Raw genomic sequence first — 25,271 nt, 5'->3', positions numbered from 1 at the left:
CATGCTCATAGACATTAATCTATTACCAGAAAAAGAGACAAAGAGTAAATCCCTTTTACTGCTTGCTATAATTTCCATTGTTATCCTCCTTATTGGTGGATTTTTCGCATTTTGGCTAAATCGATCACATGAAAATAAACTTTCTTCGATTGAAAAGGAAATTACTGCAACAGAAGAGATTGTGGCAATCGAGCAGCAAAAAATGACCTCCTACCAATCATCGGATTCACTGGCTCAGTTAGAGCAAACGATTGAATGGGCCAAACAGTACCCGATTAAAACGGTTCCGATTATAAAGGAATTGACTAAACTGCTTCCTGAGAGAGGATTTATTCAAACCTTTAATTATACAGAAACAGGAACGATTCAATTAAGTGTCCAGTTTGAATCAACAAGAGAAGCTGCCTACTTTTTAAATAGTCTGCATCAATGGGACTGGCTAGAGGATGCAAAAATGTCTAGTGTGAATGCTGAGACCGGTTTCTTTGATAAACAAATGGGAGAATCTGAAAGAGATGAATCAGAATTAGCAAATGAAAAGTATGTTCCGCGTTACATTGCGGAAATTGAACTCACTTTAAATAAAGAGTTAATCAAGAGTGAAGTAGTTTCACCATCCTCCGACGAGAAGGAGGGTGAGGATTCATGAATCTGAAACTTCCAAAAGGGAAATGGGCGGTTATAGGAACATTATTAACTATTATCCTTTTGTTTACTGGTATATACTTTTTCGTACTGTATCCTAAAATCGGATTAATTGAGCGGAAAGAAAGTGAATTAAACACCCAGCAGAAAATTTTATCTGCACTACAAAGCAATATGGTCTCATCAAATAAAAATACATTTGCAAGTACGTCTTCTTTACAAAAATTGGTACCTGTCAAACCGTTAGAGCAGCAATTTTTATTAGATATTGAAAAGGCAGAGGTGGTCTCAGGCAGCTTTGTCTCTCAGATGGGCTTTTCAGAAGCGGAATTAAACTTGACAGAAGAGATACCACAATTAGAAGTAGATGTAGAAGGAGAAGCAGAGGAAGAGGAAAAAGCTTCAGCAGAAAATGAAACAGAGGAAAAACCAGCTGCTCCTGCTTTGCCTGCAGGTGTGAAAAAAGTGACGGTCACGATGACCGTTGAGTCACCGAGTTATTTTGAATTAGAAACGTTTCTCCAAACGCTTGAAAACTCGCAACGAATTACGGTGATAGAATCCATTGACTTTACGGCAAATGATGAAATCATTGAAACCGAACAAATAGATAAACCGCTATCCTATCAGGTGACGGTATCGGCTTTTTATATGCCTGCCTTAACCGATTTAATTGATCATCTGCCGAAAATGGAAAGTCCAGAACCAGCGAATAAGAAAAATCCATTTAGCAATTTTGGTCAGTATGATAAAGGGAAGGTAACAGCAGTATATACTCCGACGAACGATCCAATTGTAAGAAACGGAGAAGATGTCATCTATACCGTTAAGCCAGGGGACAGCCTTTTCAGCATTGCTGTTCAATTTTATAACTCAAATGAAGGACTGCAAAAGATTAGGGATACAAATGGAATTATAGGGAACCAAATCTATGCTGGTCAAAAGCTAATAATCCCTGCCGAAAAAGAAAAGGATGCAGCAGAACAAAACTCTCCTAAGTAATTTGACGAAACATTCGATAACAAGACGACAAAAGTCTTGTTATTTTTTTTTTGCCATATGTTAGGATGAAACCAACCAAGTTGCGACAGGGAGGGTTGAGAGATGGACAAGCAAAATAACGGGAATACCATTAAAATCAAAATCAACGGAAATGACAATCCGATTAAAGAAGGCAACAAAGGAATACCGCCAGATGGTCAAAAAAAAGGGAATGAAAAAGGCGATAAACAACCTGCTAAACCAATGGAACATGAGTCAGCTGCAACAAGGGAGTCTAGCGAAGAGGATGATACATTTGACTGGATTTTACCAAGCGGTAACCATCTCCCTAAGAAGGATGAATCAAAGGTTATTCATCTTCATGATAGAAAAAAAGAAAAACTGCCAATTCCATTCAAATCTCTTTTAAATCATAAAACGAAAAATGATAAAGTGAAAAGCGCAAAAGCAAAAACAAAAAGCTTTAAAAAAATGAATGTGACCATGCTGCTTTCTGTTATTTTTGCTATTATCCTTGGAACGGTTTTTGGACTTATTTTACTTAAATTAGTACCAACCGATCAAGCTGTTGGAGGAGAAGAAGACTCACCAGTTATCGCTGAACAGACAACTGAACAGACAACTGAACAGCCTAAGCCGAACGGGAGTATAGATGTGACCCTTCCGCCTTTAACAACGGCGGTTGTTCAGGAGGGAATCTATTCATCGCAAAGCATCGCTGAAGATAATTTATCATCCTTAAAAGAGAAGGGAACCCCGGCAGCCATCCTTCCGATAGATGGGAAATATGCGATTTTCATAAGTATGGCCGATACTGTAGCAGACGCTAAAATAATCAGCAAAAATATAGATGGAAATGGAGAAACATTTTCAAAGGAATTTACAATTGGCGAGAAAAAAATTAGTTTGCAGCATGAAGAAGAAAAGAAACTGCTCGAATTATCCCCGCAGCTATTTAAAATCCTCACAGCAAGTGCTACCACTGCAGGTGTTTCAAACAACATAAGTGAAGCTGCAATGAAAAATATAGAAAAAGAAACAGCTGTCCTGTCGCAGATTGATAAAGAAAAGCTAGAAAATAAAGCTGTCCTTGATATGTATTCTCAACTTGAAGCAGCCGCAGCACAATTAAAGCTCTATGAGAAAAATCCTGAAGATAGTACCTTCCTTAAACTACAACAAAGTTTATTGTCTTTTATGGCTGCTTATATAAGCCTATAGTCAATTCGTAAGGGAGATTTTAATCTGATTATCTGTCATAGAAGATCGATATATGTATTTTCCGGGAAATTATAATAGGAAATAATGTATGCATAGTGATAGGCAGATAAGCTTTCAGAAGTAAGGCTTATCTACTTATCGCTTATTTTTCATCGTCTAATTTTCATTAATCAATAGAGTATTCTTTTAGAAAATCCAGTAAATGATATGAAAGGATTAATATAAGAGTGGTATGCCGGATAATTAATTGTTTGTCTATAGTATTAATGATACGATGAAGCTGTATCTCCCAAAATTCTTTAAAAGGTAAGGTGAAACAATGCAAAACCTCATTTTAGCCTCATCATCTCCACGCCGAAAAGAACTTCTTGAAAATCTTCAAATAACTTTTCAGACGATAAGCAGCGATGTAGATGAAAATTATAATCCAACATGGAGTCCAGGGGAAATTGTCATGGAATTAGCTCATCGCAAAGCCGAAGCAGTATCGAAGGAGTATAAAGATTCGTTTGTCATTGGTTCAGATACAGTTGTTGTTAGGGACCAGACCATTCTTGGCAAACCGGAAAACCGTGAGGAAGCCTTTTCTATGCTGAAGAGTCTTTCCGGCAGGTCTCATTCGGTTTATACAGGGGTGGCGATTGTTTCAGAGTCAAATGTATGTAAATTTTTCGAAAAAACAGATGTGGAATTTTGGGAGTTAACGGATGATGAAATTAACGACTATCTTGACACAGGCGAACCATTTGATAAGGCTGGAGCCTATGGAATCCAAGGATTTGGCAGTCTCCTTGTGAAAAAAATATCAGGAGACTATTTTTCTGTAGTCGGTCTTCCGGTTGCACGGACCATTAGAGAATTAAAAAAGGCCGGGTATAGCAGCTAATTCATTTATCCCACTCTTAACGGGCAGTAAGACCCCCACCTCAAGATTCTAAGTATATAAAAGAAGATAGGTGGGGAATCAACTGCCCGTAAAGGTACGATTGGTGAGAATAGGATTTTCTTTGGGCTTCAGCCCTTAGAAAATCCAATCAGGCTCTGCGTGATTAACCATCAGTGGGGGATGAAGAAAACCCCCACTGATGGAAGTTTTACTTTATCTTCGTACTCCCAGCGTTCTTAGAAAGGGAGACCATTATGCAATCAGAACAGTTAATGATTCGTGATTATCCAAAGGATGAACGGCCGCGGGAACGTTTTATTAAATATGGGCCTGAAAGCTTATCGAACCAGGAATTGCTTGCGCTCATGCTTAGAACTGGAACAAAGGAAGAATCCGTTATCCAGCTTTCCAACCGCCTTCTTACGCATTTTGAAGGATTAAGACTTTTAAAAGATGCATCTCTTGATGAAATCACCTCAATTAAAGGGATTGGAACAGCTAAAGCCATTCAAGTATTGGCCGCTGTTGAAATAGGAAGAAGAATCTCCAATCTGCATCATGATGACCGCTATGTCATTCGTTCACCGGAAGACGGTGCTAAATATGTCATGAATGACATGAGATTTCTTTCCCAAGAACATTTCGTGACCCTTTATTTAAATACAAAGAATCAAGTTCTCCACAAAAAGACCATCTTTATCGGCAGCTTAAATGCATCAATTGTCCATCCGCGCGAAATCTATAAAGAAGCTCTGCGCCGTTCGGCAGCATCTATCGTTTGTGCTCATAATCATCCCAGCGGCGACCCGACACCAAGCCGTGAAGATATTGAAGTAACACGCCGTATCAGCGAGTGCGGCAAAATTCTCGGGATTGAGCTTCTTGACCACCTCATTATCGGGGAAAATAAATTTGTATCTTTAAAGGAGAAAGGGTACTTATAAGACTATGATTTTATCTGACGTTAGGATATAATATAGTTTGTGATTTTTTGACGGATTTTCACGAATATTTAGGACATAAAGATGATTATTGCATACATGAATTGTTTAGTTATGGGAAATAGGAATTAACAAATAGTAAGTGAAACTTTTATCAATAGGTCGGCTTTGCTGATAGAAGAGGACCAAAAGGCCTTACCTTGAAAGTTTGCATTTTGTTTCAGAAAGGGAGATACAATCATGTTTGGATTTGGGACAAGGGATCTTGGGATCGATCTCGGTACTGCAAATACGCTAGTCTATGTGAAGGGAAAAGGGGTAGTTGTTAGAGAGCCTTCTGTTGTAGCATTACAAACAGATACAAAAAGTATTGTAGCGGTTGGAAATGACGCGAAAAATATGATTGGGAGAACACCTGGAAATGTTGTAGCTATGCGCCCGATGAAGGATGGAGTCATTGCTGATTATGAAACCACCGCAGTTATGATGAAATACTATATAAAGGAAGCGCTGAAAACAAAGAGTGTTTTTTCAGGGAAGCCGTATGTTATGGTATGTGTTCCTTCTGGTATTACGGCTGTTGAGGAGAGAGCGGTCATAGATGCGACACGTCAGGCCGGAGCTCGTGATGCCTATACCATTGAAGAACCGTTTGCGGCTGCGATTGGAGCGAACTTGCCAGTCTGGGAACCAACGGGAAGCATGGTCGTCGATATTGGCGGCGGGACAACAGAAGTGGCTATTATATCTCTTGGCGGGATTGTGACAAGTCAATCGATCCGCATTGCCGGAGACGAGATGGATGATGCGATTGTGAATTATATTCGTAAAACCTATAATTTGATGATTGGTGATCGTACGTCTGAGGCAATTAAAATGGAAGTTGGTTCTGCAGGTGATGCAGAAGGAATTGACAATATGGAAATTCGCGGACGTGATTTATTAACAGGTCTGCCAAAAACAATTGAAATTACAGCGAAGGAGATTGCAACCGCATTAAAAGATACAGTCGATGCAATTGTGGATGCTGTAAAAGTAACACTTGAGAGAACTCCGCCTGAGCTTGCTGCCGATATTATGGATAGAGGAATCGTCTTAACGGGCGGGGGCGCTCTATTGCGTAATTTGGATAAGGTGATTAGCGAAGAAACAAAAATGCCTGTGTTAATTGCAGAGAATCCTTTGGATTGTGTAGCGATTGGTACAGGTAAGGCTCTTGACCATATTCATTTATTTAAAAACAAAGCGCGGGATTCTCGCTAACCCTTAACTTCATTCAGCGGAAGTCTTCCTCTTCTAAAGTTAAGGGATGAATGCGAATAGCTCTTCGATTTAGCGGGGGTTCAACCTCCTGCTGAATGAAGGTAAGCCTCCGGCGAGTCTTGCGATCTTTTAAAGGTTATTTACTGAGTGAGCTCAGTAAATATCCGGACGCAAATTCGACGGACGAATTTGATAATAGAGGTGTTCCAAATGCCACAGTTCTTTTTGAACAAACGCCTGATTATTTTGCTTGTTAGCATTATCATTCTCGTGGCATTAATAGGGTTTTCACTTAAGGAACGTGACGAGTTGACCTGGCCGGAACAGTTTATCAAGGATACGGCCGGCTGGGTTCAAACCCTTGTGTCAAGACCGGCTCATTATTTTGCCGGTTTTTTTGAAAATGTGAAGGACTTGCAAAATACATATGAAGAAAACAAACAATTAAAATCACGATTAAATGAATTGGCACAGCTGAAAGCAGAAGTTCAGAGCTTAACAGAGGAAAATAAAGAGCTGAAAGATATCTTAGATAAGGAGGAATCCTTAAGCGATTATGAGCCGATTCAAGCAACCGTTATTGGCCGGAATCCTGACCGTTGGAATGAACTGTTAATTATTAATAAAGGTTCAACAGATGGTATCGAGAAGGATATGTCGGTCATTACGTCCACAGGTTTAATTGGAAAAGTAAAAAACAGCCGTCAATTCACTGCAACCGTTCAATTATTAAGCTCAAATGATACGACGAACCGTGTGTCAGCTGAAGTTGTAGGAACTGAAACCTACTATGGTCAAATTGAAGGCTTTGATCGAGAAAAAGAAATGCTTCTGTTGAAAAGAATTCCATATGAAGCAAAAATTGAAAAAGAACAGATTGTTCAAACATCCGGTATGGGCGGTGTGTTTCCATCACAGCTTGTCATCGGGACAGTGGAAGAGGTTGTTCCAGATGAATATGGTTTAACGCAAATGGCCTATGTTAAGCCAGGAGCCAATTTCTATGATATTGAACATGTCATGGTTGTTAAGCGGGGAATGACCCAGCCGGAGCTGAGTGATATGATAGGTGAGGAGGAGGAGAAAAAGTGAAAAAGGCTTTTCTTCCTCTCATTATCAGCCTCTGTTTTATTTTTGAAAGTATCTTTGTTGAATTGCTTACGGTGGAGTCACTTGTCAGCAATAGAATGGTCGTACCGCATTTTTTAATGGTATCTATTATTTTTACAACGATATACGGAAGTCGAAAGCATGGACTTATGTATGGGTTTATTTTTGGATTGTTGTTCGATGTTGTCTACACTGAAATAATAGGAATTTACTTATTTATGCTCCCATTGGTTGCCTATATAACCTCTTGGATTATGAAGGTGATGCAAAGTAATATTGTTATTGTTTCTTTTGTTGCTCTGCTAGGGGTTACCCTATTAGAATTAGGAGTATACGAAATGAATTTTATCATTCACAGAACAGACATGATATTTTCCCGTTTTGTTGATATTAGGCTTATGCCCACTTTAATTCTTAATCTCATCTTTATCATACTAATCGCTATTCCATTGAAAAAGTATTTGGAAAGCTATGCCGAAGCATTAAGAAACGATTAAAGCGCCGCGCTTTAGTCGTTTACCTTTTTTTGCTTGTTAATCCATTCTTGTAAGATATTGAAATGTAATCTCTGCCATCATTCATCTTTTCTTTTTGTTATTTTAAAAAAGGAGATTTTACGATTTTTGTCGAAGTATTAAAACAGTTTTTATTTACTAGGTAATCATGCTTATTATTTAAAAATCAAATGGTGAATTTGTCAAAAATCAGATAAAACTATCTTCCATTTTATATAAATTCTCTTAATCTATTTTAACTTTATTCAGCAGACTTCTTAATTTCTAAAGTTAAGGGATGAATGAAAAAATCTCTCCGATTCAGCGGGATTCAAACCCCTGCTGAATGAAGTTAAGCCTCCGGCGAGTCATGCGATTTTTTTTAGGTAATTTACCGAGCAAGCTCGGCAAAAAGTCGGACGCAAATTCGAAGAGGCAAATTTGATCTTATATAGTGCTCTAGTTGAGGTGACCATCTTTTCATGAAAAAACTCCAAAATGTAACCATAAGAGGAACAAAAGAAGGGCTTACTCTTCACTTGAATGATAGTTGTTCCTTTGAAGAGCTAAAAAAAGAGCTCCAGTGGAAATTATCGGAAACTTCCCGCTTACACGATGGCGATCAGCTAATTACAGTAAAAGTCCAAGTGGGTAATCGTTATTTAACAGAACAGCATGCTGAAGAGTTAGAAGAATTGATTAATAAAAAAAAGAACTTTATAGTTGATTCGATTACTTCTAATGTTATGACAAAAGAAGAAATAGAGAAAATGAAACAAGAGCAGGAGATCGTTTCTGTTACTGGGATTGTCCGCTCCGGTCAAGTATTAAAGGTACCGGGAGATTTATTACTAATTGGCGACGTAAATCCGGGCGGCACGGTGATGGCCGGAGGAAATATATTTATCATGGGTGTTTTAAAAGGGATTGCCCATGCTGGCTGCTTTGGGAATAGTGAGGCAATCATTGCCGCTTCTGTTATGAAGCCATCTCAGCTGCGAATAAGTAAACATATTAATCGGGCACCAGATCATTATGATGAAGAGGAATCAAAAGAAATGGAATGTGCTTTTATAAATGAAGATAATCAAATGATGATTGATAAATTACAAGTATTAATGCATATTCGACCGAATTTAACGAGATTAGAAAGGGGAAGGTAGGATGGGAGAAGCAATCGTTATTACATCAGGAAAAGGCGGAGTTGGAAAAACGACGACTTCTGCAAATATTGGTACAGCTTTGGCTCTTCAGGGAAAGCGTGTATGTTTAGTCGATACAGATATCGGCCTTCGCAACCTTGATGTAGTCATGGGTCTTGAAAATAGAATCATCTACGATCTTGTCGATGTAATTGCAGGGCGATGTAAGCTTCATCAGGCGCTCGTAAAGGATAAGCGATTTGAGGATCTCCTTTATCTTCTTCCTGCTGCTCAAACTAGCGATAAGACAGCTGTAACACCGGAGCAGATGAAAGATTTAGTTGATGGATTGAAGCAGGATTATGATTATATTATTATTGATTGTCCTGCGGGAATAGAGCAAGGGTATAAAAATGCGGTTGCTGGTGCTGATAAAGCGATTGTTGTGACCAATCCGGAAGTATCTTCTGTAAGGGATGCAGACCGAATTATTGGTATGCTGGAGAAGGAGGAAGGGATAGAGCCTCCTAGACTGATTATTAACCGTATACGCAGTCATATGATGAAAAATGGAGACATGCTTGATGTAGATGAAGTGACCGCTCATTTATCGATTGAACTCATCGGAATTGTTGCGGATGATGATGAGGTCATTAAAGCTTCCAACAGTGGTGAACCCATCGTATTAAATCCTAACAACAGAGCAAGTATTGCCTATCGTAATATTGCGCGAAGAATCCTGGGTGAATCCATTCCGCTTCAAACATTAGAACCGGAAAATCCGGGTGTATTTAAAAAGTTAAAGAAATTTTTTGGTGTTAAATAAACCGGAGGAAATCTCCGGTTTTTTTATTTTTTCAGACGTATGGGAATCCGGGCTCCTGCTGTACTAGGTTCCTTTTTGGCTAGTCATATTTTGCCTGACAGGCTCATAGACTTGTACTACTAAGCCTTTAAAGGAATGGTGGGAGGATCATGCGCTCAAGAAGTGATGACATTCGAAAAAGGATTGAGAAAAGAAAAAAACAGCGAGACCGGCCAAATAAGCAGCAGGAAACCAAACTTCCTTGGACAGAAGATGAGGAGCGTTATGGCTTTGACAGAATGGCGTCTTATGAAAGCGGTCCAGTGGAAGAGGAAAATCATCCTCTTTTTCGTAAAGAAGTGTTTATTTTTAAAGTATTAGCCTCTGCTTGTTTAGTACTGGTTATTGCTATAATGTTTCGAAATCAGACACCAGAGTTGGATTCGGCCAGAGATTTTGTTACGAATTCCATGAATGAGGAGTTTCAATTTGCAGCGGTATCTGACTGGTATGAAAGTACTTTTGGCAAACCATTGGCATTACTGCCTGTCAATGAACAAAAAAGTGAAGAAAACGGACCTGTCGATTCGAAGCAGCAGTATGCTTTGCCTGCTTCAGGAAAAATACTAGAGAATTTCGGTGAAAATGGGCAGCGAATCACCATTGAAACCGGCCAAGGAGCTGCTGTTGAGGCCATGAATGAAGGACTTGTTCGTATGATTGGAGAACAGGAGGGGTTTGGTCAAACCGTTGTCATCCAGCATGCAGATAAAAGCGAATCATGGTATGGGAATTTAAGCGAGGTTAACGTTACTTTATACCAATACATTGAAAAGGGCACAAAGGTTGGAAAGGCCACCGATTATGGTGATGGAACAAAAGGCTCTTTTTATTTTGCAATAAAAGAGGGTGAAGATTTTGTTGATCCGATACAGGTGATTCAATTTGACTAGTATGTTGACTGTATTGAAATCCATTCATATTCATCCTTTGTTATGGCTTGTGATGGCTTTTTCCATTTGGACGGCTCATTTTATTGAACTTTCTCTTTTTTTGTTTATTGTTATGATGCATGAACTAGGTCATGCATGTGCAGCCGCGTTTTTCTCCTGGCGAATCAAACGGATTTCACTTTTGCCATTTGGCGGCGTAGCGGAAGTGGACGAACATGGAAATAGGCCGTTAAAGGAAGAAGCGCTGGTCACTCTAGCAGGACCCCTGCAGCATTTATGGATGATTGGTTTAGCGTTTATTCTATATCAATTGTCGTTGATGCCGGAGTATTTTTATATGATATTTGTTGATTATAATTTGATGGTGCTTTTGTTCAATTTGCTTCCGATTTGGCCGCTTGACGGAGGTAAGCTTGTTTATTTATGGAGATCACAAAAGGAATCCTTTCCTATCGCACATAGTAAAACAGTCATCATTTCAGCTGTTTCTCTTCTGCTATTCTTTATGCTCTTACTTATCATACAGCCTTTTAATTTGAATATGTGGATTGTGATTGGCTTTCTTAGTTTCTCGCTTTTCTATGAATGGAAACAAAGACGTTATGTATTCGTGCGCTTTTTACTCGAACGGTACTATGGAAATAAAATGGAATTCAAATCTTTAAAGCATATTTATGTCCATGAGGATGAGTCTGTCATAAGAGTACTGGAGCAGTTTCAACGCGGCTGTAAGCATTTAATTATTATTGAAAAGGAAGATGCTGAAACGGAGCAATTAGATGAAAATGAATTGCTTCATGCCTACTTTTCTGAGAAAATGCTGCATGCAAAAATCGGAGAGTTGCTTTATCCTTATTAAATCGACATAATAATAAGAGTGAAGGAACAAGAGTGAATATTAGGATATTCACTCTTGTTTAAGTTGGTAAAGCGAGGAACGTGAATTGAAGAAACTAGTGGTTAATTATATAACAAGAGAAAAACGCTTCGCCCTTGTAGATAATCAAAAAATGGAAAAGTTTGTGGTGAAGCAGCCAAGACATGCCTCTCTTGTCGGAAACATATATATTGGAACCGTAACGAAAGTGCTTCCTGGAATGAATGCAGCCTTTGTTGACATTGGGGAAGGAAAGAATGGCTTTATCTATCGTAATAAATTGCCTTCCTATGTACTTTCAGATGAGGAGAAAGCAAAGAAAGAGAAAAAGAGTATTTCATCCTTCGTTCATCAAGGTGAAAGACTGATAGTTCAAGTGGACAAGGATGCAACAGGAACAAAGGGTCCAAGATTAAATGCTGTCATTGAGCTTTCCGGTCAATCGATTATTTACATGCCAAAAGGAAAATATGTAGCCGTATCGAAGAAAATGGAGCAGTTGGAAGAAAGAGAAAAAATGCGGCAATTTGGATATGAACTAAAAGAAGATGATGAAGGATTAATTTTTCGAACAGCCAGTCTTACTGTATCTGAGCAGGACATTCGTACGGAATTGGCTGAACTTAGACAGGTCTTTCATGAGCTTGAAGTTCAGGCAAAAGCAATGAAAAAACCAGGGATATTACAAGAGCAGGATCATTTCCTATTAGAGATGATAACAGATATTAAACCGATTGCAGACGATATCGAGGTAATCGCAGATGACCGCCAAATGGCGGAAAATCTAAAAAAGCAATTTCCTCATTTGCCCATAACCATACATACAGAGAAAGAAAATATTTTCTCATTCTACCATCTAGAGGGGGAATTGGAGCGATTATTAAAACGTATGGTTTGGCTTGATAACGGGGCTTATTTAGTGATTGATGAGGTTGAAGCATTAACGATTATTGATGTCAATACGGGGAAATACTCGGGAAAGAACAATTTAGCGGATACCGTTCTAAAAACCAATCTGCTTGCAGCGAGCGAGGCCGCAAGACAAATCCGCCTTCGTGATGTTGGCGGAATGATTTTGATTGATTTTATCGATATGAGGACGGATCAAGAACGCAGTCAAGTCATTGGGAAAATAAAAAAGGAATTAGAAAAAGATGACCGCCGTACAGATGTAATCGGCTTCACGCAGCTTGGTATCTTACAATTAACAAGGAAAAAAACAAGAGTTTCTCTAGCAGAAGGTCTTATGGAAAGATGTCCTGAGTGTGAAGGCACTGGGAAAATTCCCAGCTCTGAAACGGTTGCCTTCCGTCTTGAGAGAGAGCTTTATGAGTATCGATACCGTGATCTTGAAGAAGTTGTGATTGAATTAACAGAAGAAGTAAAAAACGTATTTTGCGGAGAACAAAATGTTCATAGGAACAGGTTGGAAGAAATATTGGGATTTACGCTGCAATTTGATGTGCGTACCAGCAAGCGGCCTTTCTATCATATTGGAAAGATACGACAATAGAGACAAAACCTTCATCCAATAATTATTTTGTTCAGTACGCTTCTGTATTGACATTCTCTTTCCTTATGTGATAATATTTCTTATGTTATGTTTGTAGCACCCGTGCTACAACCGCTCAGAACAGGTATTAAGAGTTTGTTATTTTAGCAAAACACCTGTGATTGGCGAGTCTGAGTTTATAAGGAGGTGCAGTTATGTACGCAATTATCGAAACAGGCGGTAAGCAAATTAAAGTAGAAGAAGGTCAAACAATCTACATTGAAAAGCTAAACGCTGAAGCAGGCGAAACAGTTACTTTTGATAAGGTTCTTTTCGTTGGTGGTGAAAATGTAAAGGTAGGAAGCCCAGTTGTTGAGGGTGCTACAGTTACAGCTAAAGTTGAAAAACAAGGTCGCGCTAAGAAGATTATTGTTTTCAAATATAAAGCGAAGAAAAACTACCGCAAAAAGCAAGGTCATCGTCAGCCATACACAAAAATTACAGTTGAAAAAATCAACGCGTAAGGTTTAAGATGATACAAATTACGATTAATCGTAACAGATCTGGATTGATTCAATCGTTCACAATAACGGGACATGCATTATTTGATGAACATGGTAAGGATATTGTCTGTGCAGGAGCATCTGCGGTATCCTTCGGTGCCATTAATGCTGTTCATGAGTTAACAGGAATCATTCCTTCCATCGAGCAGGGTGAGGATGGATTTTTGAGTGTTGCAGTTCCAGAAGATATTCCGGACACTGTACAGGAGAAAATTCAGCTTATCCTCGAAGCTATGGTGATTTCCTTACAAACGATTGAAGAACAATACGGAGAGCACATAAAAATAACCTTCAAAAAGTAGGAGGTGGAATACAATGTTATTGAAATTAGATCTTCAGTTTTTCGCTTCTAAAAAAGGAGTAGGTTCAACTAAGAACGGTCGTGACTCAATCGCAAAGCGTCTAGGTGCTAAGCGTGCGGATGGTCAATTCGTAACTGGCGGAAGCATTCTTTATCGCCAACGCGGTACGAAAATCTATCCAGGAGTAAACGTTGGCCGTGGTGGTGACGATACTCTATTCGCAAAAGTTGACGGTGTTGTTAAATTTGAGCGTGTAGGCCGTGATCGTAAACAAGTGAGCGTATACCCTGTAGCTCAAGAAGCATAATTAGAAAGAAAACTCTAACTGTAACGGTTAGAGTTTTCTTTATGTTGCAGAAAAAAATGTAATAATCGGATTTCTTTTGCTTTCTATACTTCCTGTATTTACCTGGAAACTCTATGTTTTACACTTTCGTTTCTTCTTTTTTCCTTTAAATTGCTTACTCTATCTAACTTTTTTGATATACTAGCAAAAAGCAGTCTTCTGACACTAAATAAATGTGTAGGGGTATTTGATGATGAAAAAAGAATGGAATACGGTTGAAGTATTACGTCATGTACGTCATGATTGGCTAAATAAGCTGCAATTAATTAAAGGAAATATCGATTTAAATAAAATTGACCGCGTAAAAGAAATTATTGGAGAAATTGTCATCGAAGCACAGCATGAAACCAAACTATCAAACTTGAACCTTCCTCATTTTACAACGCTGCTCTTATTGCATAATTGGGAAACGGAGTCATTTAAATTGGAGTTTGAAGTGATTGATGATCATAAATGCGGGAAGCTTAATGATGAAGAGCTGACTACATGGACAAGTGAGTTCTTTACTGTTTTAAATGAAAGTATGAAAAGCTATTATGATAATCATTTAATCCTGACCATTGAGCAGCAGCAGGAAGGGCTTCGTTTCTTTTTTGACTTTTGTGGAATAATAGAGAATAGAGAGTCAATAGAAACGTTTTTACATAATACTTCTTTTGGAATTAATGTAAAACAAGTTGATATGAATGAACGGGAATTGACACTTGAGGTGATGATTCCCTATAAGTAAGTGTGTTCTTGTTCTTAAATACTGTTTGGAGGAAATAAAATATGTTTGTGGATCGAGTCAAAGTGTATGTAAAGGGCGGAGATGGCGGTAATGGGATGGTCGCCTTTCGTCGAGAAAAGTATGTGCCAAAGGGCGGCCCTGCAGGCGGCGACGGCGGTAAGGGAGCAGACGTTGTCTTCGAAGTGGAGGAAGGCTTACGGACTTTGATGGATTTTCGCTATCAGCGTCATTTTAAGGCAACGCGCGGTGAACATGGAATGTCTAAGAACCAACATGGCCGCGGTGCGAAGGACATGATTGTAAAAGTTCCGCCGGGAACCGTTGTGACTGATGCTGAGACAGGTGCCGTTATTGCCGACTTAACGGAGCATGGTCAGCGTTCTGTCATTGCAAAGGGAGGCAGAGGCGGCAGAGGGAATTCGCGCTTTGCTACACCGGCTAATCCTGCTCCAGAGCTTTCAGAACATGGCGAACCGGGTCAAGAAAGAGACGTCGTTCTAGAATTAAAGCTTTTAGCAGATGTCGGACTGGTTGGTTTCCCAAGTGTTGGAAAGTCCACCTTATTATCAGTTGTTTCATCAGCAAAGCCAAAAATAGCTGATTATCACTTTACAACGCTTGTACCCAATTTAGGAATGGTTGAAACAGAGGATGGGCGAAGCTTTGTTATGGCCGATTTGCCGGGATTGATTGAAGGTGCACACTCAGGTGTAGGATTGGGCCATCAATTTTTACGTCATATCGAAAGAACAAGAGTTATCGTTCATGTAATTGATATGTCAGCGATGGAAGGCCGAGATCCTTATGAGGACTATGTAACAATCAATAATGAACTAGAACAATATAATTTGCGTTTAATGGAACGACCGCAAATTATTGTGGCTAATAAGATGGATATGCCGGAAGCTGAAAGTAATCTAGAGGAGTTTAAAAAGAAACTCAATGAGGATTACCCTATTTTTCCGATTTCAGCTGTTACAAGAAAGGGTCTTAGAGACCTGTTATTTGCCATTGCAGATAAGATTGAGCAAACCCCTGAATTTCCGCTGCAGGCTGAAACAGAGGATGATGGTGTACACCATGTACTGTATAAGCATGAAGCAGAGCAGAAGGAATTTGAAATCTCAAGAGACCCGGACGGCAGCTTTGTTTTGTCTGGCGATGCAGTTGAAAAGCTATTTAAAATGACGGACTTTTCAAGAGATGAGTCAGTTAAGCGATTTGCCCGTCAGCTTCGCGGGATGGGTGTGGACGAGGCGCTTCGTGAACGAGGAGCAAAAGACGGAGACACTGTTAGGCTGTTAGAATTTGAATTTGAATTTATTGAATAAGTTTGTTAAAGAGAGAAAATGCCTGTGAAACTAGCGTTGTAGGAAAAACATCGTTTAAACGCAAGAGTAGAGAAATGTAAAGAAACTTGCGGATTTGTTTTTGGAGGTAGAGGAATGAGACATAATAAAGCTGATAAAAAGTTTTATTTAGTAAGGGAAGATGTATTGCCTGAGGCAATGAAAAAAACGCTTGAGGCAAAGGAAATGATTGAGCGGGGAAAAGCTGAATCGGTCTGGGATGCTGTACAGCGTGTTGATTTGAGCAGAAGTGCCTTTTATAAGTATAGAGACACGGTTTTCCCATTCCACACCGTTGTAAAAGAACGTATCATCACTTTATTTTTCTATTTAGAGGACCGGTCAGGAGCACTTTCTAATCTATTAACAACAGTGGCTTCAGCAGGCTGTAACGTACTCACTATACATCAAACCATTCCTCTGCAAGGGAGAGCGAACGTAACTCTATCTGTTAATACTGTTGGTATGGAAATCGATATTGAAGAGCTTCTAACAAGACTTAGACGTCTGGAGTTCGTTGAAAAAGTAGAGGTGCTGGGTTCGGGTGCGTAGAAACGCGCTTGAAACAGCACTTTTTTATTTGATAGCTATGTTAATGAATCATGTTGATCAGTCAGATTTTTGACTCATCCGTGAGAAATGTTCATTTCTCACGCCTTTCAGCTGTGCTGAAAGGTTGCTGTATGGTTAGGAATCAATAATGTTAATAAACAAAGCTTATTTTATAAAAATATAATATTTTTATAAAATGTTTTAGTGTTCAGATTCTGAGCAAGGCGCTTCCGCTTTTAGGTGTCTAGCTCCAGCGCCTAGCCCCTCGAGGTCATAAGCCAATCCGTCAAGAAGGTTAAAGAACGACCTTCATGCCGGCTTAACTTATGCTTGTCGGAGCTGAGCAAGGCGCTTCCGCTTTTCTATGTACATTTATTTTTTTAAGTGGTAAAGTATTTGTAAAATACTAAATAGGGAGAATAATAAATTGAAAACAGGTTATTTAGGTCCTAAAGCAACATTTACAGATTTGGCCGTACGCGAAATGTTTCCGGAATATCCATCCGTTGCCTATACAACCATTCCTGATTGCATTGAAGCAGTTGTGAATGAAGAAATAGATATCGCGGTTGTTCCGCTTGAAAATGCTTTGGAAGGCTCCGTTAACATTACGCTTGATTATTTAATTCATGAAGTGGATTTACCGATTAGAGGGGAACTTTCAGCACCGATACGTCAGCATTTAATGGTGCACCCTGATCAGCTTAATAACTGGAAAGAATTAAAGAAGATTTATAGTCATACGCATGCCATTGCTCAATGCCATAAGTTTTTACATCAGGAGTTAAATGGTGTGAGAGCGGAAGGCTTTACATCAACAGCAGGTGCTGCTCAATATGTGGCCGAACACCCTGATCAGCCAATTGGGGCAATAGCGAATGAATTAGCCGCTAAGGAATATGGTCTTGCGATTGCGAAATATGATATTCATGATTTTGCCTATAATCATACCCGTTTTATTTTCTTATCAAAGCAGCCATTTAATCTGCCGATTAAACCAGACTATGTCGGCTATAAAACAACCTTAATGGTTACGCTGCCAGCAGACCACTCAGGGGCGCTTCATCAAGTATTATCCGCGTTTGCCTGGAGAAAATTGAATTTAATTAAAATTGAATCAAGACCAACAAAAACAGGTCTGGGAAATTACTTTTTCATCGTTGATTTAGATACAGCTCTTGATGACGTATTAATTCCTGGTGCCATTGCCGAAATAGAGGCTCTCAACTGTCATGTAAAGGTATTAGGCAGTTACCCATACTATCAATTAAAAAAGTAAAAAGAAAGAGTCAGACAAGCTAGATGTGTCTGACTCTTTCTAGTCTGCGCTCTGCTTTTGCTTCAAACGGTTGAATCAATTAGAAAGCGTGCTTCTCTTAAAGCCTCTATTGCATCATCCAATGACTTTTCTGATGGAGCACAAATGGTATGAAGGTGGATTCCGTTTGTAAGCTCCAACAAATAGGATGACTGGGTAGATTTTATTTTTTTGATAAACTGTTTTACTTCCTTCCGGTTTGAAACTAATATAGAAGCGGTTAAATCGCCATATACAGGATGTTCAATCTTGACATCTTTTACGGTTACACCATGGTCTACACATATATTTAATTCTTCCTCTGTTCGCTCGGATGGATGGCTACAGGCAATGGTCCGCTCATACATCGAAACAGGGGAATTGCTTTTTAAATAGAGGTACCCTTGGCTTGTGGCGATAATTGGCTCGTTTTTTGCCTTTAATAACGAAATATCACCTACAATGACCTGCCTGCTTACATTTGTTTTTGCTGCTAATTCGCTGCCTGTCATGGGTTCATTCGTTTCTTTTAAGAGGGCTAGCAGCAGTGTTCGTCTTTCCTCTCCGAAGACCTTTTTCTGTTCTTTCATTCTTCTGTTCCCCCTTATTGCTTATCGTGGATAATTCTTAGCAGCGTTTCGCCCAGCTCTTTAACATCCTGTTCAGTTGTATGTTGCCCAAAGGAGATGCGGATGAATTCCTTGCCGATTTTCTCTGGTATATTCATGGCTTTCATTGTTTTTGATGCTGAAGTAAGGCCTGTAGAGCAGGCGCTGCCTGTTGAAATGGCGAAGCCTAGTCTATTACATTCAAGCATCACCCATTGTCCCTCTAATCCGTTCAAGCGCATTCCAAGAGTGTGGGGCAGTTGGTGCTCTTGGGTATTTTCGTAAATAGTTATGTGATTGCGGGCTTCAAGTAAAATAGATAATAGCATCTGACGAAGTTTTTTTATATTTGTAAACCACTCATCTTGTTTTTCTATACTTTTTTGAGCAGCAACGGCCATGGCAGCAATGGCAGGAACATTTACTGTGCCAGGCCTAAAGCCTTTTTCATGAGTCGTTCCCGGGTAATGCGGCTTCCATGCAAGCTTAGGGTTTATATAACCAACGCCAATTCCTTTTGGACCATAAAATTTATGTGATGAGATTGATAAGCTATCGACCCATTTTGTTATCTTTTTCAAATTTATTTTCCCAAATGTATGAACACAGTCGCTATGAAATAATATTTGCTGCTCCTGACACCATTTGCCGATTTCCTCTACAGGCTGCAGGGAGCCGATTTCTGAATTTCCATGCTGAATGGCTATTAAAACGGTGTCATCACGGGTTGATTTTTTCAACTCTTCGAAATCAATTTGTCCATTCTCAGTAAATGGCAGGAGGGTAATCTCATATCCCTGTAATGACAGTGCATCCAATGTACTGCGAATAGAAGAATGCTCAGCCAGGCTGGAAATAATATGTGAGCCCTTTTTTTTCTTAGCTGAAAGAAGAGCTTGTATTCCTAAATAATTGCTTTCAGATCCTCCGCTAGTAAAATAAACGCCGTCCTTCGCAACTCCAAGCAGTTGGGCAAATTCTTGCCGACAATTTTCAAGAATATCTTTTGCTGTACTTCCTATATCGTGCAGACTTCCCGTGTTGCCATAATATTCAGTAGCTGCCTGAACATATATTTTGGCTGCCTCCGAATCCAAAGGTGTGGTTGCTGCGTAATCAAAATATTTCATTACTATTCACCAACTTTCTATATTTTAAAATAAAAGAATAAATGATCATAAATTCACAAAAAAAGATTAAATCTATTAAACCATTAAGCATAAAAGAAAAAATTCATAGAAAATAAAGTAATCTGTTGGAATTTCATAAAAAATGCTTGTCATTAGTTTAAATCTATGTAAATATATGTGTCAAGACACCTGTTAACTTATAAAGAGCAGATGAAGGGCAGATGAGGGATATGCAAGCAAATGTAATTATTATTGGAAGCGGGATAGCAGCTTTACAATTAGCTAAAAAGCTTAGCAGTGACCTGCATGTGATTATTATCACAAAAACTAAAGTAACAACCAGTAATTCTTATCTAGCCCAAGGAGGAATTGCTGTTGCATTATCGGAACAAGACAATCCATTTAAACATTATCAAGATACATTAGAAGCAGGACGTTTCCATAACAATCATGAAGTTGTTTCGTTAATGACAAAGGAAGCTCCTGAATTAATAAATGAACTTCTTTCTGAGGGATGTTCTTTTGATCGTGATGCTGCAACAGGCCGCCTTAAGCTGGGGCTTGAAGGTGCACACAGCGAAAAAAGGATTATTCATGGCGGAGGAGATGCAACAGGAAAAACAGTTGTTGATTTTTTATACCAGCAAATTAATCATATAAATGTTATTGAAAATATGACAGTCTATGAATTATTGATTAGTGATGATAGATGTATCGGAGTAAAGGCAAAGGATTCGAGTGGCCGGACTATTCAAGTGTTTGCTGATCATACGGTTATTGCGACAGGCGGCCTGGGACAGATATATAGCTTTACATCCAATGCGCAGACGGTGACTGGAGATGGGCTGGCCTTAGCTTATCGTGCAGGTGCTGAACTTGCGGACATGGAATTTGTTCAATTTCATCCAACTCTTTTACATGCGGACGGAAAGGGTGCCGGGCTTGTATCAGAAGCGGTAAGAGGTGAAGGTGCAAGGCTTGTTGCAGAGGATGGCACTTACATTATGGAAGGTGTTCATCCGTATAAAGATTTAGCTCCAAGACATGTCGTTTCACAAACGATTTTTGATTGGATGAAAAAAGGGCATACTGTTTATTTGGATATTTCGCAGATTGAAGATTTTGAAGACCATTTTCCAACGGTTGCTTCCATTTGTAAGGAGAACGGGATTGATGTGAAAAGTGGAAAAATTCCTGTCGTGCCAGGATGCCACTTTTTAATGGGCGGTATTGTTACAGATTTAAATGGGCAAACCACTATTCCCAATCTATACGCTGTCGGTGAGGCAGCATGTACAGGAGTACATGGGGCAAATCGGCTTGCGAGCAATTCTTTGCTGGAAGGATTATTTTTTGGAAAACGGCTAGCTGATTATATTAATCAATCAAAGGTTGAAGGAAAGAAGTTAATCCGAAAAAGAACGAATGAAAGGATTACGCCTTCCCGCAGTCTATTACCTGATATAACAAGGCTGAAAAATAGTATGATGGAACGAACAGGCATTATGAGATCTGGAAGTAATTTAAAAAAACAGTTGGACTATCTTGAAGGGTTTGCGATTAATCAGTGGCTTGAGGCTGATTTAGATCAATTATCAGTAGAGGAATTAAATAAAGTATTTATGCTGATTAGTTCTTGGTTAGTAACGAAAGCGGCGATGGCAAGAACAGAAAGTCGTGGGGGGCATCTTCGCACAGATTATCCAAATGAGGATAAATCATGGGAACAAACACAAATTATTCAACATAAAAAGGGTGGTCGCATTGAACAAACTGAAATTGCGCTTACAACTTGAACAATTTTTTATTGAGGATATTGGCGAGCGGGATTTATCAAGTGAATCGATTTTCGGTGAAGAGGAAATGGGAGAAATTGTTTTTATCGCAAAGGCAAATGGCATTTTTTGCGGGGAGGATGTCATCCGTACAGGCTTTCCTTTATTAGACCCAAATTGTGAAATAAATCTTAAAGTAAGAGAAGGCGACAGAATCGAAAAAGGACAGACTTTTGCAAGTGTAAAAGGAAAGGTAGCAAGCTTACTTCAAGGAGAGCGGGTCGTTCTGAATCTTGTGCAAAGAATGAGCGGCATTGCTACGCAAACGAATGAAGCTGTCAATCTATTAAACAGTCAGCATACGAAAGTTGCAGATACAAGAAAAACAACGCCTGGACTTCGAATGCTTGAAAAACATGCGGTGCGATGCGGCGGCGGGGCAAATCATCGATACGGTTTGTACGATGCCGTTATGATTAAGGACAATCATATTTCTTTTGCCGGATCCATTACAAAGGCTGTTGAAAAGGCACGTTCCCAAGTGGGACATATGGTGAAAATAGAAGTAGAAGTAGAAACAAAAGAACAAGTAATGGAAGCAGTCGCAGCAAAAGCGGATGTTATTATGTTTGATAATCGTACTCCTGAGGAAATTAAAGACTGGATTGGAATGGTGCCAGACGAAATTCGAACAGAAGCCTCTGGCGGGATTACTTTGGATAATCTGGCTGATTACAGTGATACAGGAGTAGACGTCATTTCTCTTGGAGCTTTGACGCATACAGTAAAAGCTCTTGATATCAGTGTAAAGGTTAAAATCGGTTAGAATACTAGTTTGCTAGGCAGATTATTAGAATTACTATTAAAATTAAAGGGTGTGGGGATATGACAATTTTAGAAACATTAAATAGAACGATGCTACCAGACATGTACAAACAAATGTCTGCAGAGGAGTTAGAAAATCGTGTTAGAGAAGTAAAAGCAAGGTTAGGAAATCGTTTGTTTATTCCAGGGCATCATTACCAAAAGGATGAGGTTATTCAATTTGCAGATGCAACAGGAGATTCCCTAGTGCTTGCACAGCTGTCTGCAGAGAATCGGGATGCTGAATTTATCGCATTCTGTGGTGTTCATTTCATGGCAGAAACAGCTGATATTTTAACAACATCCGAGCAAAAGGTATACTTACCGGATATGCGTGCAGGCTGTTCAATGGCAGATATGGCGGATATTTACCAAACAGAAAGAGCTTGGGAAGTATTAATGGATACTTTTGGAGACACCATTCTTCCATTAACATATGTAAACTCAACGGCAGCCATCAAAGCATTTGTCGGTGAACATGGCGGGGCAACGGTTACTTCCTCTAATGCGGAAAAAATGGTTGCCTGGGCATTTGAGCAAAAAGAGAGAATTTTATTCCTGCCTGATCAGCATTTAGGTCGAAATACAGCCTACAATCTAGGTGTACCATTAGAAGAAATGGCTGTGTGGAATCCACAGGAGAATAGACTTGAATATGAAGGGGCAATTGAAAACGTGAAAGTGATTTTATGGAAGGGGCATTGCTCTGTTCATGAAAATTTCACTGTTGCAAACGTTGAAAATGTTCGTAAACAACACCCGGAAATGAAAATTATTGTGCATCCAGAATGCTCTCGTGAAGTCGTTGCTCTTAGTGACATGGCTGGTTCAACCAATTATATTATCGAAGCAATTAATCAAGCTGAATCGGGTTCATCTTGGGCAATCGGTACAGAGCAGAACTTGGTGAACAGGATTATTCAACAGCACCCAGATAAGCATATTGTTTCATTAAACCCATATATGTGTTCCTGTTTAACAATGAATCGTATTGATCTTCCTCATCTTGCTTGGTCACTAGAATCAATCGAAAAGGGTGAGTCTAGAAATATTATTAAAGTAGATGAAGAAGTAGCAGTAAAAGCAAAACTAGCACTTGATAGAATGCTGCAAAAATAAGAATGTACATGGTGTCAGGCACCTTGAAAAGACAGATGTCTTTTTAAGGTGCCTGACACTTTTTTTGCTTAATCATATTTATTCAAAAAATAGCATAAGTTTTTATGAAGACTAACTTCAATCAGCAGAAGTTCTCTATCTTTAAAGTTCAAGGATGAATGCAAATAATCTCTCCAATTCAGACGGGTTAAATCCCAGCTGAATGAAGTTAAGCCTCCGGTGGATGCCTCGGATTTTTTAAAGGTAATTTATCGAGCGAGCTCGACGACGGCTAGGACGTCCTAGCCGGGCGAAGCCACAGGATGTGGCGTTTTGAAGCTCGATAAAAATCCGGGCGCAAATTCGGCGGGCGAATTTGATAACAATTTGCCCAATTCAACATAGAATGAAAGGACTTATGCATGGGAGGGAAATCAGAGTGAAAATCCATATCGTACAAAAAGGGGATACTCTTTGGAAAATAGCCAAGAAGTACGGCGTAAATTTCGAAGAGCTGAAAAAGATGAATTCACAGCTTAGCAACCCCGATATGATTATGCCCGGTATGAAAATAAAAGTCCCAACATCAGGAGGCAATATAAAGAAAGAGGCTCCTACCGGAGTACAAGGGACAAAAATTAATATGGGTCCTAAAAAAGAAATGCCAAAGCAAGAGGCTCCTATGATAAAAGAGATGATAAAAGAGAAGCCAAAGGAGATGCCACAGCCAATTGAAGAGCCAATAGCTCAAGTGCCAGAGCCTCCAAAACCAAAACCTGTTGAAGCACCGAAACCAGTGCAAAAGGCCAAACCAATAGAGGTCCCGAAGCCTGTTCCGAAAGAAGTTCCAAAGGCAAAGCCAATTGAGCCAGTAAAAGAAGTTCCAAAGGCAAAGCCAATTGAGCCGGTAAAAGAAGTTCCAAAGGCAAAGCCAATTGAGCCAGTAAAAGAAGTTCCAAAGGCAAAGCCAATTGAGCCGATAAAAGAAGTTCCAAAGACAAAGCCAATCGAGCCGGTAAAAGAGGTTCCAAAGGCAAAGCCAATCGAGCAACCGAAAAAGCCGTATCTGCCTAAAATGCCGCTGCCAATCTCTGAGGCGGATATGAATAATCACTTTATGATGAATATGGCAAATATCAATGTTCATGAGCAGCAAAAGCCTTTACCACAATTACCGCCGAAGCCAATAAATGTTCTGCCTGAAGTACCTGTTCAAGAAAGTCCGATAGATGAGTCACCAATGATGGAACCACCAATCAATCAGTATGTAGGAGGTCAATACCAGCCAATGTATCCATATATGCCAAATTATTTCAATCCATGTTTTGATCCTTGTTATCCAGGTCAGCCAATGCCTTATCCGCAGGTACAGGGGGCACAAATGCCATTCCCGCAAGTACAGGGAGCTTATATGCCAGAGGCGCAGATGCCATTTCCACAGGTGCAGGGAGCACAAATGCCGGCTCCGCCGATGCCATGTCCTCCGGGAATGGGAATGAACATGCCATATCCGCCGATGCATGGACATCAACCTTACCCGCAGGTACAAGGGGCATTTATGCCGGAGGCGCAGCTTCCACATCAGCCTGGAATGGTAGCCGGGGTGCAGGAAGGTCCTAATATGTATGAAGAGTCATCACCTTTTATGCCGCCAATGTTTTCGCCTGTAATAGGCGGTGAAGAAATGCCGTCATATGAACAGCAGCCGCTCCCGCAGGTACAGGGTGTATCAGAAGAGTCTGGTTATCCAGATACGGGAGCGCAAATGCCAATGATGGGGCAGCAGATGCCGATGATGCCGGGCCAAATGCCAATGATGGAACAGC

General features: G+C 39.7%; 26 protein-coding genes and 1 other annotated feature. Of the genes, 24 read left to right on the top strand and 2 right to left on the bottom strand.

The features are described from left to right. Position 1 precedes the first annotated feature (1 nt). The 20 genes from F4V44_RS13605 to pheA all read left to right on the top strand — a co-directional run bounded on the left by F4V44_RS13605 (position 2) and on the right by pheA (position 17,952). Positions 2–649, top strand: coding sequence for a PilN domain-containing protein (locus F4V44_RS13605; RefSeq protein WP_150440571.1), 648 nt, complete (start codon positions 2–4; stop codon positions 647–649). After that, positions 646–1,647: a LysM peptidoglycan-binding domain-containing protein gene (locus F4V44_RS13600; RefSeq protein ID WP_150440570.1), complete on the top strand. Its 1,002-nt coding sequence runs from the start codon at positions 646–648 to the stop codon at positions 1,645–1,647. The genes F4V44_RS13605 and F4V44_RS13600 overlap by 4 nt, the downstream gene beginning before the upstream one ends. Positions 1,648–1,749: 102 nt before the next feature. Then, positions 1,750–2,868: a hypothetical protein gene (locus F4V44_RS13595; protein ID WP_150440569.1), complete on the top strand. Its 1,119-nt coding sequence runs from the start codon at positions 1,750–1,752 to the stop codon at positions 2,866–2,868. Between the two features lie 319 nt (positions 2,869–3,187). Then, a complete protein-coding gene (locus F4V44_RS13590; protein ID WP_150440568.1) occupies positions 3,188–3,754 on the top strand; it encodes a Maf family protein in 567 nt (188 codons plus the stop codon). Positions 3,755–4,008: 254 nt separating this feature from the next. Further along, on the top strand, positions 4,009–4,698 hold the full coding sequence (gene radC, locus F4V44_RS13585; RefSeq protein WP_150440567.1) for a RadC family protein: 690 nt from the start codon (positions 4,009–4,011) through the stop codon (positions 4,696–4,698). A gap of 237 nt (positions 4,699–4,935) precedes the next feature. Then, on the top strand, positions 4,936–5,958 hold the full coding sequence (locus F4V44_RS13580; protein WP_150440566.1) for a rod shape-determining protein: 1,023 nt from the start codon (positions 4,936–4,938) through the stop codon (positions 5,956–5,958). 210 nt (positions 5,959–6,168) lie between these two features. Continuing rightward, positions 6,169–7,050 carry a rod shape-determining protein MreC gene (gene mreC, locus F4V44_RS13575; protein ID WP_150440565.1) on the top strand — a complete coding sequence of 294 codons (882 nt, stop codon included), beginning with the start codon at positions 6,169–6,171 and terminating at the stop codon, positions 7,048–7,050. Further along, entirely contained in the window at positions 7,047–7,565 is a 519-nt protein-coding gene (gene mreD, locus F4V44_RS13570) for a rod shape-determining protein MreD (RefSeq protein ID WP_150440564.1), read from the top strand. The genes mreC and mreD overlap by 4 nt, the downstream gene beginning before the upstream one ends. A 479-nt stretch (positions 7,566–8,044) precedes the next feature. Continuing rightward, positions 8,045–8,725, top strand: a complete 681-nt coding sequence (gene minC, locus F4V44_RS13565; RefSeq protein WP_150440563.1) for a septum site-determining protein MinC — start codon at positions 8,045–8,047, stop codon at positions 8,723–8,725. A gap of 1 nt (position 8,726) precedes the next feature. Continuing rightward, positions 8,727–9,530 (top strand): septum site-determining protein MinD, encoded by an 804-nt coding sequence (gene minD / locus F4V44_RS13560; RefSeq protein WP_150440562.1) that lies wholly within the window; start codon positions 8,727–8,729, stop codon positions 9,528–9,530. Positions 9,531–9,679: 149 nt separating this feature from the next. Next, positions 9,680–10,462, top strand: coding sequence for a M23 family metallopeptidase (locus F4V44_RS13555; RefSeq protein ID WP_150440561.1), 783 nt, complete (start codon positions 9,680–9,682; stop codon positions 10,460–10,462). Further along, complete coding sequence (locus F4V44_RS13550; protein ID WP_150440560.1) at positions 10,455–11,321, top strand: M50 family metallopeptidase; 867 nt, start codon at positions 10,455–10,457, stop codon at positions 11,319–11,321. Before F4V44_RS13555 ends, F4V44_RS13550 begins: the two co-directional genes overlap by 8 nt. Positions 11,322–11,406: 85 nt before the next feature. Further along, positions 11,407–12,852 carry an Rne/Rng family ribonuclease gene (locus F4V44_RS13545; RefSeq protein ID WP_150440559.1) on the top strand — a complete coding sequence of 482 codons (1,446 nt, stop codon included), beginning with the start codon at positions 11,407–11,409 and terminating at the stop codon, positions 12,850–12,852. A gap of 99 nt (positions 12,853–12,951) precedes the next feature. After that, positions 12,952–13,034 (top strand) — a sequence feature (ribosomal protein L21 leader region). 12 nt (positions 13,035–13,046) lie between these two features. Beyond that, complete coding sequence (gene rplU / locus F4V44_RS13540; protein ID WP_150440558.1) at positions 13,047–13,355, top strand: 50S ribosomal protein L21; 309 nt, start codon at positions 13,047–13,049, stop codon at positions 13,353–13,355. An 8-nt stretch (positions 13,356–13,363) separates the two neighbouring features. Beyond that, the gene (locus F4V44_RS13535) at positions 13,364–13,696 is read left to right on the top strand and encodes a ribosomal-processing cysteine protease Prp (protein WP_150440557.1); all 333 of its coding nucleotides are present in this window, start codon (positions 13,364–13,366) and stop codon (positions 13,694–13,696) included. A gap of 13 nt (positions 13,697–13,709) precedes the next feature. Further along, complete coding sequence (gene rpmA / locus F4V44_RS13530) at positions 13,710–14,003, top strand: 50S ribosomal protein L27 (protein WP_150440556.1); 294 nt, start codon at positions 13,710–13,712, stop codon at positions 14,001–14,003. A gap of 229 nt (positions 14,004–14,232) precedes the next feature. Beyond that, the gene (locus F4V44_RS13525) at positions 14,233–14,772 is read left to right on the top strand and encodes a sporulation initiation phosphotransferase B (protein WP_317978326.1); all 540 of its coding nucleotides are present in this window, start codon (positions 14,233–14,235) and stop codon (positions 14,770–14,772) included. Positions 14,773–14,813: 41 nt separating this feature from the next. Beyond that, positions 14,814–16,103 (top strand): GTPase ObgE, encoded by a 1,290-nt coding sequence (obgE, locus tag F4V44_RS13520; protein ID WP_150440555.1) that lies wholly within the window; start codon positions 14,814–14,816, stop codon positions 16,101–16,103. A gap of 114 nt (positions 16,104–16,217) precedes the next feature. Continuing rightward, positions 16,218–16,673, top strand: a complete 456-nt coding sequence (locus F4V44_RS13515; RefSeq protein WP_150440554.1) for an ACT domain-containing protein — start codon at positions 16,218–16,220, stop codon at positions 16,671–16,673. A 427-nt stretch (positions 16,674–17,100) separates the two neighbouring features. Then, positions 17,101–17,952, top strand: a complete 852-nt coding sequence (gene pheA, locus F4V44_RS13510; protein WP_150440553.1) for a prephenate dehydratase — start codon at positions 17,101–17,103, stop codon at positions 17,950–17,952. Positions 17,953–18,014: 62 nt separating this feature from the next. Here the strand turns inward: pheA and F4V44_RS13505 are convergent, their stop codons facing one another. Together F4V44_RS13505 and F4V44_RS13500 are read right to left on the bottom strand one after the other, a co-directional pair. Beyond that, on the bottom strand, positions 18,015–18,560 hold the full coding sequence (locus F4V44_RS13505; RefSeq protein ID WP_150440552.1) for a transcription repressor NadR: 546 nt from the start codon (positions 18,558–18,560) through the stop codon (positions 18,015–18,017). Between the two features lie 14 nt (positions 18,561–18,574). Further along, entirely contained in the window at positions 18,575–19,708 is a 1,134-nt protein-coding gene (locus F4V44_RS13500; protein WP_150440551.1) for an IscS subfamily cysteine desulfurase, read from the bottom strand. Between the two features lie 230 nt (positions 19,709–19,938). Here F4V44_RS13500 and nadB point away from each other — a divergent pair, with 230 nt between their 5' ends. From nadB to safA, 4 genes are all read left to right on the top strand, one after another. Continuing rightward, positions 19,939–21,504, top strand: coding sequence for an L-aspartate oxidase (nadB, locus tag F4V44_RS13495; RefSeq protein WP_150440550.1), 1,566 nt, complete (start codon positions 19,939–19,941; stop codon positions 21,502–21,504). Continuing rightward, entirely contained in the window at positions 21,473–22,309 is an 837-nt protein-coding gene (nadC, locus tag F4V44_RS13490; RefSeq protein WP_150440549.1) for a carboxylating nicotinate-nucleotide diphosphorylase, read from the top strand. The genes nadB and nadC overlap by 32 nt, the downstream gene beginning before the upstream one ends. A 59-nt stretch (positions 22,310–22,368) precedes the next feature. Beyond that, a complete protein-coding gene (gene nadA / locus F4V44_RS13485) occupies positions 22,369–23,466 on the top strand; it encodes a quinolinate synthase NadA (RefSeq protein ID WP_150440548.1) in 1,098 nt (365 codons plus the stop codon). A 418-nt stretch (positions 23,467–23,884) separates the two neighbouring features. Continuing rightward, positions 23,885–25,271 (top strand): SafA/ExsA family spore coat assembly protein (safA, locus tag F4V44_RS13480; RefSeq protein ID WP_150440547.1); only part of this gene is annotated, 1,387 nt, incomplete at its 3' end.

The sequence above is a fragment of the Niallia endozanthoxylica genome, from assembly GCF_008710145.1.
GTDB lineage: Bacteria > Bacillota > Bacilli > Bacillales > Cytobacillaceae > Bacillus_BD > Bacillus_BD endozanthoxylica.
The sequence above is the reverse complement of the archived record's forward strand: the minus strand, read 5'-3'. Positions and strand labels throughout refer to the sequence as shown.